Source organism: Gilliamella sp. Gris1-4, assembly GCF_001690335.1.
Classification (GTDB): domain Bacteria; phylum Pseudomonadota; class Gammaproteobacteria; order Enterobacterales; family Orbaceae; genus Gilliamella; species Gilliamella apicola_P.
Map to the genome: position 1 here is coordinate 23,826 of NZ_LZHA01000007.1, position 14,863 is coordinate 38,688.

A 14,863-nucleotide genomic window follows, 5' to 3' on the forward strand; every position below is an offset into this window, starting at 1 on the left:
TTATTTTATGGTACGAAATGTTATTGCAATTATAATATTAGCAGGTGTATTAACGGGTTGTTCACCGACTGTTAAAGTTCAAGCACCGAGTGAACCAATTAATATCAATTTAAATGTTAAGATAGACCATGAAATTAATATTAAGGTTGATAAAGCGTTAGATAATATAATCAATAAATCTGGATTATACTAATTGATAGATTTTATTTTTATCTGTCTTTTTGATTATAAGTATTAAAAACCCATACTCACATTTAAATAAATAAAATATGATGTATTTATTAAGGAGTCTGTTATGAATATCTGTAAAAAAGCAACCTTGGCATTATTTTCAGTTATGTTATCTTTTTCTGCGCTTGCATTAAATTTGGATCAAGCAATGGATTCATTAAGTCAAGCCAAAGCTCAAGGGATAGTTGGTGAACAGGCTGATGGTTATTTAGGTGTAGTGAAAAACGAAGGTAACGCTTCTGAAATTGCGCAATTAATTAATCAGGCTCGTAAAGAACAATACCAAAAAGTATCAGCTGAAAGTAATGTCCCTTTAAGTGAAGTAGAAAAAAAGGCCGGTAGTAAAGCGCAAGAAAAGACCCCAGCAGGTCAATATATAAAGCGACAAGGCCAATGGTTAAAAAAATAATTGCTACTTTTTTCAGTAGTAAGAAAAGTATAATCACATTATGCTTTAATTGTGTATAAATAATGTGTATTCTGTTTGTTTAAATATTTGTTTTATGTTTAACAAAATAAAAAAATTTATCTAGTTAGTTTTTACTTGTAACAGTATCGCTTATGCGATTTGAAATGGAGAAAATCAATGTGTTCGATTTTAGGTATTCTTGATATTAAATCAGATCCAGAACAGCTACGAACAAAAGCATTAGAGCTATCATGTCTACAGCGTCATCGTGGTCCTGATTGGTCTGGTATCTTTGCGTCTGATAAAGCAATTCTTGCTCATGAACGTTTATCAATTGTAGATGTTAATACAGGATCTCAGCCTCTTTATAATAAAGATAAAACCCTAGTTTTAGCGGTAAATGGCGAAATTTATAATCATCAAGAACTCCGAAATCAGTACAAAGATCGTTATGAGTTTCAAACAGGTTCTGACTGTGAAGTGATTCTTGCTTTATATCAAGAAAAAGGTATTGATTGCCTTGATGAATTACAAGGTATGTTTGCTTTTATCCTTTATGATATCAATAAAGGCAGCTATTTTATTGGCCGTGACCATATTGGTATTATTCCAATGTATACAGGTCATGATGAAAATGGCACATTTTATGTTGCCTCTGAAATGAAAGCATTAGTGCCTGTTTGTAAAACAATTGAAGCTTTCCCTCCGGGATGCTATCTATCTAGTACCGAAGGTGAAATCAAAACGTATTACAAACGTGACTGGATGGATTACGAAAATGTGAAAGACAATAAGACGGATATTAATGCACTGCGTGTTGCATTAGAAGAGTCTGTAAAAAGTCATTTAATGTCTGATGTGCCATATGGTGTTTTATTGTCAGGTGGACTTGATTCTTCCGTCATTTCAGCGATCACTAAAAAATTCTCAGCACGTCGTGTTGAAGATCACGAAAAATCAGAAGCATGGTGGCCACAGTTACACTCATTTGCTGTAGGTTTAAAAGGTGCTCCAGATCTAAAAGCTGCACAAGCGGTTGCTGATCATCTAGGTACAGTTCACCACGAAATTAACTTTACCATTCAAGAAGGTATTGATGCGATTCGTGACGTAATTTATTTCATTGAAACTTATGATGTCACCACAATCCGTGCTTCAACACCAATGTATTTAATGGCACGTAAAATCAAAGCAATGGGAATAAAAATGGTACTTTCTGGTGAAGGTGCTGATGAAGTGTTCGGCGGTTACCTCTATTTCCACAAAGCGCCAAATGCTAAAGAGTTCCATGAAGAAACCGTACGTAAATTAGCAGCACTACATATGTATGATTGTGCACGTGCGAATAAAGCAATGGCGGCTTGGGGCGTTGAAGCTCGAGTCCCATTCCTTGATAAAAAATTCTTAGATGTCGCAATGCGCATTAATCCAAAAGATAAAATGTGTGGTAGCAATGGCAAAATGGAAAAACATATTGTCCGTGAAGCATTTGAGTCTTACTTACCTGCATCTGTTGTTTGGCGTCAAAAAGAACAATTCTCTGATGGTGTTGGTTACAGTTGGATTGATACATTAAAAGAAATTGCAGAAAGTAAAATTACTGATCAGCAATTAGAAAATGCAAAATTCCGCTTCCCATATAATACGCCAACTTCGAAAGAAGCTTATATGTATCGTGAAATTTTCAATGAACTATTTCCAGTTGAAAGTGCGGCTCATTGTGTACCTGGTGGTCCAACTGTTGCATGTTCAACTGCTAAAGCAATTGAATGGGATGAATCATTTAAGAACTTAAACGATCCATCTGGGCGTGCGGCGGTTGGTGTTCATAACGACGCTTATAAAAAATAATTGATTGCATTTAGCAAATGATAAAAAAGGGCATTATTGCCCTTTTTTATTGATTGAATTAACGTAAATGATAACTTTTTTGATAGTTAATATTATATTTCTAATCTCCTCAATATTTATCTAACACCTTCTATACTAAGAAGATTTTTCACTTGTTGAATGCAGTATGTTTTTTAGAAAATATTTGTTCAATATGTGATCTAAATTCACTTTTTTCTAAAATTAATAAACTATACTAAATGTTACCAGTCACATGATGGTTAAACAGAAAGTAAATTATATTTATTTTCTAATAAATAAATTTATAAGGGTGAAAGATATATTAATTAGGAGCATTGAGTGGAAAATTATAAAATTGCAGTAATCAACTCAAGTAGTTTTGGGAAATACTTTCCTGAGCATTTAAAGCGATTAGAAAAAATAGGTGAAGTAAAACATTTCACTTTTGATAATAACATTTCAGGAAAGGAACTAGCTGATGCATTGCAAGGATACAATATATTTATAGCAAGCGTTAGGCCATTTTTTAATAAAGAGTTTTTTGATAATAAAAAAGATCCTTTATTTTTACTTTCTCGTCATGGAATCGGGTTTAATAACGTTGACGTTATTGCTGCCAAAGAACACGGTACGATTGTTACTATAGTCCCTCCTTTAGTTGAACGTGATGCTGTTGCTGAAAATGCAGTAACGAATTTACTAGCATTAATTAGACAAACAGTTCAATCTCAAGCTGCAGTTAAGTCAAATGAATGGAAAAAAAGAGCCTCTTTTTTAGGTATTAATGTTACTGGTAAAGTTGTTGGAGTTATTGGTTGTGGCAACATTGGTAGTCGAGTAGCAGAAATATTTAAGCATGGTTTTAATGCTCGACTACTCGTTGTTGATCCTAAAGTTAATAAACAATGGGCGAGTAAAAATAATATTGAAATTGTTGATTTAGATTATTTACTCCAAAATTCAGATATTATCTCTTTAAACGCATCATTAAATGAAACCAGTTACCATATTTTAAAAGAGCACCAATTTTCTTTAATGAAGAAAGGTGTTTATATCACAAATACTGCACGAGCTGAATTGATTGATGAAAGTGCATTATTAAAAGCACTTGATAGTGGAATTGTAGCTGGGCATGCAACAGACGTAATGTATGTTGAACCATCATACAACGATAATCCTTTAGTTAAACATCCAAAAGTACTTGTTACACCACATACCTCAGCTTATGCAATTGAATGCCTACAAGGAATGGGAGAAAAATGTGTACAAGATGTAGAAAATTTTGTTAATAAATTAGAACTACAATCAGTTGTTTCTTAATTATTTTTTTAATTTTTAAGTAATAATAAAAACATTAAGGAGTTTATATATGCAAGAAATGCATGTAACGTTTCTTCAAGCTGCCATCATTTCTGTATGGGTTGCGATGGTAATGTCTAGGGGGTTAGGAGGTGCAACATTAACATTAAGATTTACCCCAATGATGACAGGTTTAATTGTTGGGATAGTTTTTAATGATATTCCAAATGCAATGATAACAACTGCGGCAATACAGTTGATTTATATGGGAGTATTTTCTCCTGGTGGTCAAATGCCATCAGAACCTTCTATTGCCACGGCAGTTGCTGTTCCAGTAGCATTACTCGGAAAAATGGAGCCCACTGCTGCTGTTGCGGTCGCTGTACCTGTTGGTTTATTAGGATCTTACTTGTATCAACTAAGATTTTTCTTTAACACTATGATTATGAAATTAACAGAAAAATATGCGCAAGAAGCAAATAGTTCAAAATTAACATTTTCTATAATCATACTACCAATCATTTGTAGTTGTGCTCTATTTATACCATTTATGTTTGTCGCATTATATTTTGGCGCACCGATTATTGCCGATGTGATTAAATCAAATGCGGGCGGACTTGTTTTCCATATCCTTAACGTCATTGGTGGTGGGCTGGCAGCTGTTGGTATTGCATTAACCATTTATGTGATTGGTAAAAAGAGTTACATCATATTCTTCTTATTGGCTTATTTTTTAGCGGTAATTACAAAACCACTCAACATAACAATGGTAACTTACGCAATTGTTGGCGCTATTGTTGCATTTATTTTTGTCTTGGCAAAAAGTGAAGCGGTAAACTCTGCGGCAGACCAACCTAGAAATAATGCCAATAATAATGAAGATGATGATGATTATTAATCTATAGATATTCGATTAATAAATTAGATAGAGGAATTTTATAATGACAGAAATCGTACAAGAAAGTATTGATCTAAAGCCAGAAACAATCACTAAAAAGGATATCACTATTGCGTGGTTACGATGGTATTATGCAAATGAAATCCCACACTCATTTGATCGTTATCTTGCGGCATCTTTAATGTGGGGATTAATGCCAATCCTAAAAAAACTATATAAATCAAAAAGTGAACTGGCTGCGGCTTACCAAAGACATTTATTGTTCTTTAACACTCAAATAACTTGGGGTGGGGGAACGATTTCGGGGATAATGGCCTCACTTGAGTCTGTAAGAGCTGACGAAGTTTATAACAAGAAACCAATTAGTATCGATAATGATGTACTTTATAATACCAAAGCGGGGTTAATGGGCGCTTTAGCTGGTATTGGCGATGCTATTGACTCAGGCACAGTACAATATATTTTTATCGCAATTGCACTACCTTGGGCACAAGAAGGTTTAGCAATTGGAGCATTATTTCCTTTCTTTGCCTTTGTAGTTTATCAACTTTTTGTTGGATATTATTTTGCTCAATTAGGATTTAAGTTAGGGAAAAACGCTGCAACAGAAGTTGTTGGTAATAAAATGCAGATGCTTATCGAAGGCTTATCTATTTTAGGTTTGTTTATGATGGGTATCTTAGCTGCCAGTTATATCAAAGTCTCATCAAGTTTAAAATTTACCTTATCAGGAAAAGATTTCGTTATACAAGACACATTGGATAAAATCTTACCAGGTGCGTTACCACTTATTGTTGTAATGGGATTATATTTTTATTTCTCTAAAAAAGGTTTAAAAGTAACCAGAGCATTAATTGGATTAACAATCATACTTGGTGTTTTAGCTGCAATTGGCATTTTATAAAATAATTATATAAAAAATAGAGGTTTTAAATTATGGGAAAAGTTGTTTTAGCTCGAGTAGATAGTCGTCTTATTCATGGTCAAGTTGCAACTAATGTTTCAAAAGCTGCTGGGGCTAATGCTTTATTTGTTGCAGATGACTATTCAGCAAATGACGAATTCACAAAAAATATCATTCTAGGCGCCGGGGCTAGCACAGGGCATAAAATCAGAGTACTAAAAGAAGATGGTGCTGTAAGATATTGGAATGATCGCAAGTACGATGACTTTAATGTTATCTTACTTACTAAAAATATTGAAGTAATGTATAAAATCATTAAAGCAGGCGTACCAATAACAAACCTAAATATTGGAGGTTTACCGCTAGTACCTGGGGCAACATCAATAATTAAAGAAGTATCGATAAACAAAGAGCAACTTGATCTATTGATCGATTTACAAAATAGTTACCCGGATATGGATATCTACTTTCAAGCAACGCCTTCATTGAAAAAAATAACATTAAATGAAGCAATCAAAATGTTTGAATAATATAGGAAGGTAAAAATGATAGGTGTCTTATTAATTAGCCATGGCAAAATGGCTGCGGGAATGAAAGATAGTGTAACAATGATAGTTGGAGAACAAGACAAATTTGAAACACTATCACTTAATCCAGGGCAAGATATTAATCAATTAAAAACGGATCTATTTAATTGTTCAAAATCTTTAGATTCAGGCAAAGGAGTCTTAATTTTTGTCGATCTATATGGAGCCTCTCCTTACAATGCTTCAATGAAATGCGTGCCTCAATGGCGAGAATTGGGTATGGATGTTAGAGTTATTACCGGCATGAGCTTACCAATGGTAATTAATGCGGTATGCAATAGAGACTCATTGTCAGTACAAGAATTAGCCAAAGAGTGTCTTGAGGCGGGTCATGATAATATTCAAGACGCTATTGCTAATCTTACTCATTCCAACCAATCTCAGAATGAGGATGATTATTAATTAGTTTAATATTGCTAATTGATAATATTATCAAGTGTATAGTGAATATGATTAACAAAGTCATATTCACTATATTGTTTAATTTTTATATCTAAATAGTTTATTAATAATGGAAATACTTAAAGATCTTGTGCTCCGATACTGTGTCATATTTGGTAAACGATTTTCTACTAAACAAAAGATTGCTTTTTTAAGAGTGATATCTAAAGAACTAATTCAATTAGGCTATATGGTTGATGCTAAACTAGCCAAGTTGAAATTAGCAACAAGACGATATGAAAACTATTACAATGCTTATATTGGTGATTTAAATAAAGCTGAATTAATTATTTGCACTTATTACGATACTGGCGTTAATAACTTTAATTTTCAAAAAAAATACGCATTTTCTCCACAATTTAGTAAATTAAGTTACTTTATCAGTATTGCGCCAATCATTATTTTATTCATTGCTTCATTGATACTAAATTATTTTGTTTTTATTCCTGATATCCGTACTCAAGGTTTTTTTAGTATTTCAGGCGTTGGCTCAATTATTTCAACGGTTTTGTTATTTTTTTTCGTCTTTAAATTTAAAAGTGGCATTCCTAACCAAAAGAACTTTGTTTGTAATTCATCAAGCATTATTACCATCATAAATTTAATTAATAAACTTAATAAAAAAGAGAAGAAAAAAATAGCTTTTGTTTTATGTGATGGTGGAAATAGTAACCAATATGGTTTAAAAATGTTAGAAAGCTATTCTAACCAAATGAAAAACAAAAAATTTATTTTTATCGATAGTATTGGCAATGGTAACGAGTTAATATTTCTAAAACCGCAACAATCAAATCTACAACTAGAAAGTATTACTTTTTACAATGGCAAAATGGAAACACAACTACCTAATTACATCATGATCACATCGGGTGATATAGATGAAAATGGTAAAATTGTTATAAAAAATGCCCATAGCGCAAAAGATAACTACTTGTCCGATAAAGTGATAAACAAACATACTCAATCACTGCTTGAAATAAGTCGAGCATTGATAAGTAGCAATAATGATAAATAGTAGAGGTAACGTTATTGTGAAGATAAGAAATCACCCCCAACCAAAATAATTAGGTAGGGGTGATACATCAATTAATGCGCAGCGCCTTTAGGTGCACCAATCGGTAAAACCGTACGACCAAATTGCTCATTAATCACTTCTGCCATTGCTAAATAAACAGCACTTGCTCCACAAATAATGCCTTCAAAACCTGCAATATGAATAATGCCATGGTTACCTGAAATATTACCAATAGCTAATAAAGCAAATAAAACGGTTAAACTAGCAAAAACAAATTGTAATGCGCGGTTGCCTTTTAATGTACCAATAAACATAAAGCCAGTAAAAATTCCCCATAACGCAAGGAAAATACCAACAAAAGTGGCATCAGATGGCGCTGTCGCTGGTGAAGTTGGTAAATACCAAATACCCACTAACGCAATCCAAAAGAAACCATAAGAAGTAAATGCTGTTGTACCAAACGTATTACCTTTTCGAAATTCTAAAATACCAGCAATGACTTGCGCAAGGCCGCCATAAAAAATACCCATTGAGACAATTACTGTCATAGCAGGAAAAAATCCAGCATTATGAATATTCAATAAAATTGTTGTCATACCAAATCCCATTAAGCCAAGAGGGCCAGGATTTGCAAGTTTTATTTGTTCCATAAGGATCCTATAAATTAAGTAAGATGATTAAAGAGCGGCAATAATAAGTGTAGAAAACGCCATAATCAAGGTTTTAGAAAAATAATTTTTTTGTACCCCCTTGATATTAACAATAACGTTCCCATTTATGTGAAAACAAAAAACATTTCTTTGTGAAGTAAAGGCTTGAAAATTAAAATTTAAGACTTATATACAAGAAATAAAATACAGGTTTTGAGGAGAAAAGATTATGGGTAAAATTATTGGTATTGATTTAGGTACAACAAATTCATGTGTTGCTGTAATGGACAATGGTCAAGCAAAAGTATTAGAAAACGCTGAAGGCGATCGTACAACCCCTTCCATTATTGCTTACACACAAGATGGAGAAATCTTAGTTGGTCAACCAGCAAAACGTCAAGCAGTAACCAATCCACAAAATACACTATTTGCAATTAAACGTTTAATTGGTCGTCGTTTTGAAGATGCCGAAGTACAACGTGACGTTAGCATCATGCCATATAAAATCGTAAAAGCTGACAATGGCGACGCATGGGTTGATGTTAAAGGGCAAAAAATTGCACCACCACAAATTTCTGCTGAAGTATTGAAAAAAATGAAAAAAACAGCAGAAGATTATCTTGGTGAAGCAGTGACTGAAGCGGTTATTACTGTACCTGCTTATTTTAACGACGCACAACGTCAAGCAACTAAAGATGCTGGTCGTATTGCAGGACTTGATGTAAAACGTATCATCAACGAACCAACAGCTGCAGCGCTTGCTTATGGTTTAGATAAAGATGTAGGTAACCGAACTATAGCGGTTTATGACCTTGGTGGTGGTACATTTGATATTTCTATTATCGAAATCGACGACGTTGATGGTGAAAAAACCTTTGAAGTATTAGCAACAAATGGTGATACTCACTTAGGTGGTGAAGACTTTGACTCACGCTTAATCAATTATTTAGTTGACGAATTTAAACGTGAACAAAACTTCGATCTAAAAAATGATCCGCTAGCAATGCAACGATTAAAAGAAGCGGCAGAAAAAGCGAAAATTGAATTATCATCAGCGCAACAAACTGATATTAATTTACCTTATATCACTGCTGATGCAAGTGGTCCAAAACATTTAAATATTAAAGTGACTCGCGCTAAATTAGAATCATTAGTAGAAGATTTAGTTAAACGTTCAATGGATCCTGTAAAAACAGCATTACAAGATGCAGGTCTTTCTGTTTCTGACATTAAAGACGTTATTCTTGTTGGTGGACAAACTCGTATGCCAATGGTTCAAAAAGCGGTTGCTGACTTCTTTGGTAAAGAGCCACGTAAAGATGTAAACCCTGACGAAGCGGTTGCTGTTGGTGCAGCTGTTCAAGGTGGTGTACTTGGTGGTGATGTTAAAGATGTTTTATTACTTGATGTAACTCCATTGTCTTTAGGTATTGAGACTATGGGTGGTGTAATGACAACTTTAATTGAAAAGAACACAACTATTCCAACAAAACATAGTCAAGTGTTCTCAACAGCTGAAGATAATCAATCAGCAGTAACCATTCATGTATTGCAAGGCGAACGTAAACGTGCGGGTGATAACAAATCATTAGGTCAATTCAACCTAGACGGTATTCAACCTGCACCTCGCGGTATGCCACAAATTGAAGTTACTTTTGATATTGATGCTGATGGTATTTTGCATGTATCTGCGAAAGACAAAAATACTGGACGTGAACAAAAAATTACGATTAAAGCCTCTTCAGGATTAAGTGAAGAAGAGATTCAAAAAATGGTAAACGACGCAGAAGCAAATGCCGATGCAGACCGTAAATTTGAAGAACTAGCTCAAACTCGTAACCAAGCAGATCATCTAGTTCATTCAACACGTAAACAAGTGACTGAAGCAGGTGATCAGTTATCAGCTGATGATAAAAAAGCAATTGAAGATGCCGTAAGTGCTTTAGAAACTGCCGCTCGTGGCGAAGATAAAGCAGAAATTGAAGCAAAAATTAATGCATTAATGGAAGCTTCTAAAAAATTGCTTGAATTAGCACAACAACAAGCTCAAGCAGCTCAAGGTGCAGAAACAAATAGTGGAAGCTCTAATGCGCAAGATGATGTTGTTGATGCAGACTTCAAAGAAGTTGATGATGACAAAAAATAATCATTAATTACTATGTTTTTTAATGAGTTATTCCAACGAGTTTTAAACATGTAATACATTAAACGGGCGCGAGGTAACTCAAGCCCGTTTAGTTGTTTATAAAATCATAAAAATAAAGGTTAATTATGGCGAAGAAAGATTATTATGAAACATTGGGCGTCAGTAAAAGTGCCAGTGAAAGTGAGATAAAAAAAGCCTATAAACGCCTAGCCATGAAATATCATCCTGATAAAAATCAGGATAGCAAAGCCGAAGCTGAAGAAAAATTCAAAGAAGTAAAAGAAGCTTACGAAGTCCTAACCGATCCGCAAAAAAAGGCGGCTTATGATCAATATGGCCATGCTGCTTTTGAACAAGGTCAAGGTGGTGCAGGAGGATTCGGAGGCTTTGGTGGATTTGGCGGCGGAGCTTTTGACGATATATTCAGTGATTTCTTTGGTGGTGGTCGAGGTCGTGGACAAACTGCATCTCGCGGCAATGACTTACAATACAATATCACACTAACATTAGAAGAAGCTGCTGCAGGTGTTAGCAAAGAAATTAAAGTCCCAACATGGGTAAGCTGTGATACTTGCCATGGACAAGGAACCGAAAAATCTTCTGATGTGGTAACATGTAACACATGTCATGGTGCCGGTGTTGTACAAATGCGCCAAGGCTTTTTTGCTGTGCAACAAGAGTGTCCAACTTGTCATGGTCGTGGTAAAGTTGTTAAAAATCCATGTAAAAAATGTCACGGTGAAGGCCGAGTACAAAAAACAAAAACATTATCTGTTACTATTCCTGCTGGTGTTGATACAGGAAACCGTATTCGACTTTCTGGTGAAGGTGAAGCTGGCTTAAATGGTGCGCCATCTGGTGATTTATATGTACAAGTACAAGTTAAATCACATGCTATTTTTGAGCGAGACGGTACAAACTTACATTGTGAAATTCCAATTAATATTGTATTAGCATCACTTGGTGGCGAAGTTGAAGTGCCGACCCTTAATGGCAAGGTCAGCTTAACAATTCCTGCTGAAACTCAAACAGGAAAAATGTTCCGACTACGAGGCAAAGGCATAAAATCATTGCGTGGTAATGCTATAGGTGATCTTTACTGCCATGTTGTGGTTGAAACACCAGTTAATTTAACCAATAAACAAAAAGAGTTACTCAAAGAACTAGGCGAAAGCTTTAAAGCCGATAAAAACGCTAAACACAGTCCCAAAGAAAAAAGCTTCTTTGACAAAGTGAAAAAGTTTTTTGGTTAATTTGATATAGTAAAAGCAAAGCACGATTGAACAGTAAAATCACTTGTTCAATCGTGTGTTAGCCAACATTAACACCTCTACACCCATCCCTATTTATTCACAAAAACAAAAAACTTTTAGGCAAAAATTAATTAATGCAGGTATTAACTTTATTAAAGTTTTTGGTGTTTTTTAGCCAAATTAACCGTTTATGCAACTATTTCGTTTTTACTACGATCCTGTTTTTTGCTTGCGATATTTTTCGGTCAAAATTGCGACATAAAACTTACCGTCAGTTTCTAGGGATAGATGTAAAGCGTATGGTTTATAGCTCCATATTTTATCCCCTACTATGTTTTTATATTCTTCTTTACCATATTTTTGGGTTAATTCTTTATAAACTTTCTGCTCTATTTCTGCAGTGTATGTCATTTTTTTATAAACATTGAACACAACCAATTGGGTAGGGTTACGCTCTAAGTCATCTTCAAGTCTAATTGTTAATTCTTCGTTTTGATTTTTGGCATTTAAAGTTATTTCATAGCTTTTGATTGTGCCTTCGATTATCGATTTTTTGCCTATTTTTGATGGCGGTAATCGCATTTTCATTTCACTAATTTTTATGTCATTTTCAGAAAGGTGATATTTGTTTTTGAGCAATTCAACCAGTTCCGATTCGGTTATTCCAAGCTTAACCCCTGCAAGTTCAAGGTTTTCCGCCTGCTCTTTTGCTAAACCATCAGCCCAACAGGTTGGGATACCAAATAACAAAGAGAATAATAAAAAGTAACTTTTTAGTATTGTTTTTTCAATCGTGTATTAATTCCTTAAATTATTATTTAATTATAATAAAATAATAATTTAAGCACCAGTAAACAATAAAAAGCAGGCATGGTGCAAAAAACAGCAAAATAAATCTATCAATCAATCAGGCTGATTATCTATCTATACACTAAAATATATCATAAATAATATTGATTTTATTTGATTTTTTATTTCGCAAAAACTCCAATAAAATCAATACTCTACCGGAGCAATTTTAGGCCTTTAAAAAGCACCTACTCCACCAGTCCCAAAAACCACTCAACCGCTACGCCCCATAAAAAACGCCACTCCCCAAAAAAAGCCAAAGCAACCCCACACTCACTGCTAACAAATCTTTACAATAAATTAACAAAAAAAATTGGCGGATTATTTATCATCAAGTTATAATTTTTGAGCTTATTCAAGCAGGAAATCGTTCAAAAATAAAGCAAACGAATAGATAAAAAACAAGAAGTTACTTAATAAGGAAATAAAAATGCATTGCCATGGTTGGTATCTGGCCTGTCAAACCTATGCCCTAAATCTTATTGATTCGCAAGGTGGCCAAAGTAGGTCGCCACAGTTATTTTCATCATCGAAGTCATTTCGCATAGCGAAATCGATGCCGTCATCGGGGTCTTTACCGTCGATATCCAAGTGGTTATTAAAACCGCCATTAGTATCCAAACCGCAATTACTATTCAAGCTGCGGTTATTGTTTAGGCCTTCATTGTTATCAAAATCGGCACTATTCTTCGCACCATTGTTGTTATTGTCATATACGCAGGGTATACAGGCGTTAACGGTACAGACATCAAGGGTCATAGAGGGTAGTGCGCCGTATTTAATCTTTGATGGTGGGAGGACAAAGGCAACTAATACAGACACTTTTTTGGCAATCGAGTTGCCTGATGGAAGACGTATCACTCAGTCAACAAACACATCAAGTGTTACAAATCCGATAATGTTACCAAGTGGAAATTATACATTTAATGATATTCATACGGTATTGCCGTCGGGTACAACATCTATTAGTTTAAATAGTCTAATCAGCCAAGGGAAGTGGGGAGATGATGATGGGGATGGACAGGGTACAAATGGTGTTACTGCAACAGGGAGTATATCGTTAGTAATAGAGGATAAAGATGGCGCTACGGTTAATCGTAGTGATACATTAGATATATGTAACGCGCCTTATAAGGTCACTTTAGATAGTACAGGGGGAAGTTTAACTACACAGTATGGAGTGCCAAATAGTAGTCGTTTTTACGGAGGCTCAGCGGTTTATTATATCACTTTGCCGTCACCGCCGGTTATTTGTTCGGTCAGGCCGAATCTATACTATGGCACAGGCATCTTCGCAGGCCCAGCTAACATATGGAATCCTGATAAGGGTTTTTTAGTTCAGTCAACAAACCCATCATCTTACGACAGAAACTTTCCAACAACAGGTTTAGATGGATTGTATTTTGATTTGGACATAGGTGGTATTGACGCAAGTCAGTTGAATTGGACAGTTAACACAAGTGGCAGTCTAGGTGCAACGGTGAGTTGGAGGTTGCCGAACCGAGGTGAGATTTGGATTAGTGATAAATCCAAGAATGTAACACGGGTAACATTAACAGGTCCTAAAGCTGATAGTAGTCAAATAAACTCAAGTAATCCTGGTTCACTTACACGTCCATCTTTGCCACAGACCTTCGAGTTGGTGGGAAGTGATAGTAATGGTAATGAGGTTCGGTATGGTTTTAAGTTAAGGCAGTGGTTCGTCAATCGGGGTGATAAAAGTGATTACGTTTCCAATCAAACCACATGGTGTAATAGTTTGGGTTATCGTATGCCACGGGTAAGTGATTTAACCAACGCGGTCAGAACAGGTAGTCATCCTGTTTCAGGCGCCACACCTAGCTCATCTGGTAATCATTACCAGCGTCACATAGGGGCAGGATTTTTCACGGAGTGGGGCTTCATGTACTACTACGCTAATGCGGGCTTCGTCTACTACGACTACTGGACGAGTGACGCAACGGATAGTTACTCGTTCAATGCCATCTCGTACGAGGGCTACGCCGGCAACGGCAGCGATACCAGCAGTCGTTACGCTGTTTGCACCGCACCTTAGTTCTTAGCGTTTAGTTCTTAATCTTTAGGGCGCGGAAGGGGGTTACGGTGCCTGAGAGGATAATATAACAAAGAATAAAGCCCCCGCGTAAGTTGGGGCGTTTTCCCTTAGGGTTGCGCTGTGGCGCTTTAAAGCGGTGGTCTATTTTTAGTACGGCAAGGTTTCGGACGTTTTGACCTTTGGTGAACAAAATAGCTACAGTGACAACGTCCGATTTAGGGGATTTTTTGCGAAATCCCCTAAAAACCCCTCGCAAGGCTACAGAATGTGGCCT

General features: G+C 35.3%; 16 protein-coding genes. 12 read left to right on the plus strand and 4 right to left on the minus strand.

Annotated features, from left to right (window positions below; all coding sequences use genetic code 11):
- Positions 1 to 7 precede the first annotated feature (7 nt).
- The 9 genes from A9G31_RS00610 (at position 8) to A9G31_RS00650 (ending at position 7,635) form a co-directional block, all read left to right on the plus strand.
- The gene (locus tag A9G31_RS00610) at positions 8 to 193 is read left to right on the plus strand and encodes a YnbE family lipoprotein (RefSeq protein ID WP_034911268.1); all 186 of its coding nucleotides are present in this window, start codon (positions 8 to 10) and stop codon (positions 191 to 193) included.
- Positions 194 to 295: 102 nt separating this feature from the next.
- The gene (locus A9G31_RS00615) at positions 296 to 640 is read left to right on the plus strand and encodes a YdbL family protein (RefSeq protein WP_065559968.1); all 345 of its coding nucleotides are present in this window, start codon (positions 296 to 298) and stop codon (positions 638 to 640) included.
- Between the two features lie 177 nt (positions 641 to 817).
- Positions 818 to 2,491, plus strand: a complete 1,674-nt coding sequence (gene asnB, locus A9G31_RS00620; RefSeq protein ID WP_034911264.1) for an asparagine synthase B — start codon at positions 818 to 820, stop codon at positions 2,489 to 2,491.
- 339 nt (positions 2,492 to 2,830) lie between these two features.
- The gene (locus A9G31_RS00625; RefSeq protein WP_065559969.1) at positions 2,831 to 3,811 is read left to right on the plus strand and encodes a D-isomer specific 2-hydroxyacid dehydrogenase family protein; all 981 of its coding nucleotides are present in this window, start codon (positions 2,831 to 2,833) and stop codon (positions 3,809 to 3,811) included.
- A gap of 58 nt (positions 3,812 to 3,869) precedes the next feature.
- A complete protein-coding gene (locus A9G31_RS00630; RefSeq protein ID WP_065559981.1) occupies positions 3,870 to 4,688 on the plus strand; it encodes a PTS mannose/fructose/sorbose/N-acetylgalactosamine transporter subunit IIC in 819 nt (272 codons plus the stop codon).
- A gap of 43 nt (positions 4,689 to 4,731) precedes the next feature.
- Positions 4,732 to 5,592 (plus strand): PTS system mannose/fructose/sorbose family transporter subunit IID, encoded by an 861-nt coding sequence (locus tag A9G31_RS00635; protein ID WP_065559970.1) that lies wholly within the window; start codon positions 4,732 to 4,734, stop codon positions 5,590 to 5,592.
- Positions 5,593 to 5,624: 32 nt separating this feature from the next.
- Positions 5,625 to 6,122 carry a PTS system mannose/fructose/N-acetylgalactosamine-transporter subunit IIB gene (locus A9G31_RS00640; RefSeq protein WP_065559971.1) on the plus strand — a complete coding sequence of 166 codons (498 nt, stop codon included), beginning with the start codon at positions 5,625 to 5,627 and terminating at the stop codon, positions 6,120 to 6,122.
- 15 nt (positions 6,123 to 6,137) lie between these two features.
- The gene (locus tag A9G31_RS00645; RefSeq protein WP_065559972.1) at positions 6,138 to 6,581 is read left to right on the plus strand and encodes a PTS sugar transporter subunit IIA; all 444 of its coding nucleotides are present in this window, start codon (positions 6,138 to 6,140) and stop codon (positions 6,579 to 6,581) included.
- A 109-nt stretch (positions 6,582 to 6,690) separates the two neighbouring features.
- Positions 6,691 to 7,635 carry a hypothetical protein gene (locus tag A9G31_RS00650; RefSeq protein ID WP_065559973.1) on the plus strand — a complete coding sequence of 315 codons (945 nt, stop codon included), beginning with the start codon at positions 6,691 to 6,693 and terminating at the stop codon, positions 7,633 to 7,635.
- A gap of 71 nt (positions 7,636 to 7,706) precedes the next feature.
- Here A9G31_RS00650 and satP read toward each other — a convergent pair whose 3' ends face one another.
- The gene (satP, locus tag A9G31_RS00655) at positions 7,707 to 8,285 is read right to left on the minus strand and encodes an acetate uptake transporter (RefSeq protein WP_065559974.1); all 579 of its coding nucleotides are present in this window, start codon (positions 8,283 to 8,285) and stop codon (positions 7,707 to 7,709) included.
- Positions 8,286 to 8,514: 229 nt separating this feature from the next.
- Between satP and dnaK the strand changes: the two genes are divergently transcribed.
- Positions 8,515 to 10,431, plus strand: coding sequence for a molecular chaperone DnaK (dnaK, locus tag A9G31_RS00660; RefSeq protein ID WP_065559975.1), 1,917 nt, complete (start codon positions 8,515 to 8,517; stop codon positions 10,429 to 10,431).
- Between the two features lie 125 nt (positions 10,432 to 10,556).
- Positions 10,557 to 11,684, plus strand: coding sequence for a molecular chaperone DnaJ (gene dnaJ, locus A9G31_RS00665; protein WP_065559976.1), 1,128 nt, complete (start codon positions 10,557 to 10,559; stop codon positions 11,682 to 11,684).
- A gap of 210 nt (positions 11,685 to 11,894) precedes the next feature.
- Here dnaJ and A9G31_RS00670 read toward each other — a convergent pair whose 3' ends face one another.
- Positions 11,895 to 12,434, minus strand: coding sequence for a hypothetical protein (locus tag A9G31_RS00670; protein WP_065559977.1), 540 nt, complete (start codon positions 12,432 to 12,434; stop codon positions 11,895 to 11,897).
- A 564-nt stretch (positions 12,435 to 12,998) separates the two neighbouring features.
- Entirely contained in the window at positions 12,999 to 13,394 is a 396-nt protein-coding gene (locus A9G31_RS11530; RefSeq protein WP_141671324.1) for a hypothetical protein, read from the minus strand.
- On the opposite strand from A9G31_RS11530, the gene A9G31_RS00675 reads away from it, so the two are divergent.
- A complete protein-coding gene (locus A9G31_RS00675; protein ID WP_141671325.1) occupies positions 13,360 to 14,589 on the plus strand; it encodes a hypothetical protein in 1,230 nt (409 codons plus the stop codon). The genes A9G31_RS11530 and A9G31_RS00675 overlap by 35 nt on opposite strands.
- A gap of 10 nt (positions 14,590 to 14,599) precedes the next feature.
- On the opposite strand, the gene A9G31_RS11925 is transcribed toward A9G31_RS00675, so the two are convergent.
- On the minus strand, positions 14,600 to 14,863 hold a 264-nt coding region (locus A9G31_RS11925), incomplete at its 5' end, for a hypothetical protein (protein ID WP_218056330.1).

What these genes read in the sequence shown, in the direction of transcription:
- A9G31_RS00610 (WP_034911268.1), top strand. Translation starts at nt 8, where the DNA reads ATGGTACGAAATGTTATTGCAATTATAATATTAGCAGGTGTATTAACG.
- A9G31_RS00615 (WP_065559968.1), top strand. Translation starts at nt 296, where the DNA reads ATGAATATCTGTAAAAAAGCAACCTTGGCATTATTTTCAGTTATGTTA.
- asnB (WP_034911264.1), top strand. Translation starts at nt 818, where the DNA reads ATGTGTTCGATTTTAGGTATTCTTGATATTAAATCAGATCCAGAACAG.
- A9G31_RS00630 (WP_065559981.1), top strand. Translation starts at nt 3,870, where the DNA reads ATGCATGTAACGTTTCTTCAAGCTGCCATCATTTCTGTATGGGTTGCG.
- A9G31_RS00635 (WP_065559970.1), top strand. Translation starts at nt 4,732, where the DNA reads ATGACAGAAATCGTACAAGAAAGTATTGATCTAAAGCCAGAAACAATC.
- A9G31_RS00640 (WP_065559971.1), top strand. Translation starts at nt 5,625, where the DNA reads ATGGGAAAAGTTGTTTTAGCTCGAGTAGATAGTCGTCTTATTCATGGT.
- A9G31_RS00645 (WP_065559972.1), top strand. Translation starts at nt 6,138, where the DNA reads ATGATAGGTGTCTTATTAATTAGCCATGGCAAAATGGCTGCGGGAATG.
- A9G31_RS00650 (WP_065559973.1), top strand. Translation starts at nt 6,691, where the DNA reads ATGGAAATACTTAAAGATCTTGTGCTCCGATACTGTGTCATATTTGGT.
- satP (WP_065559974.1), bottom strand. Translation starts at nt 8,285, where the DNA reads ATGGAACAAATAAAACTTGCAAATCCTGGCCCTCTTGGCTTAATGGGA.
- dnaK (WP_065559975.1), top strand. Translation starts at nt 8,515, where the DNA reads ATGGGTAAAATTATTGGTATTGATTTAGGTACAACAAATTCATGTGTT.
- dnaJ (WP_065559976.1), top strand. Translation starts at nt 10,557, where the DNA reads ATGGCGAAGAAAGATTATTATGAAACATTGGGCGTCAGTAAAAGTGCC.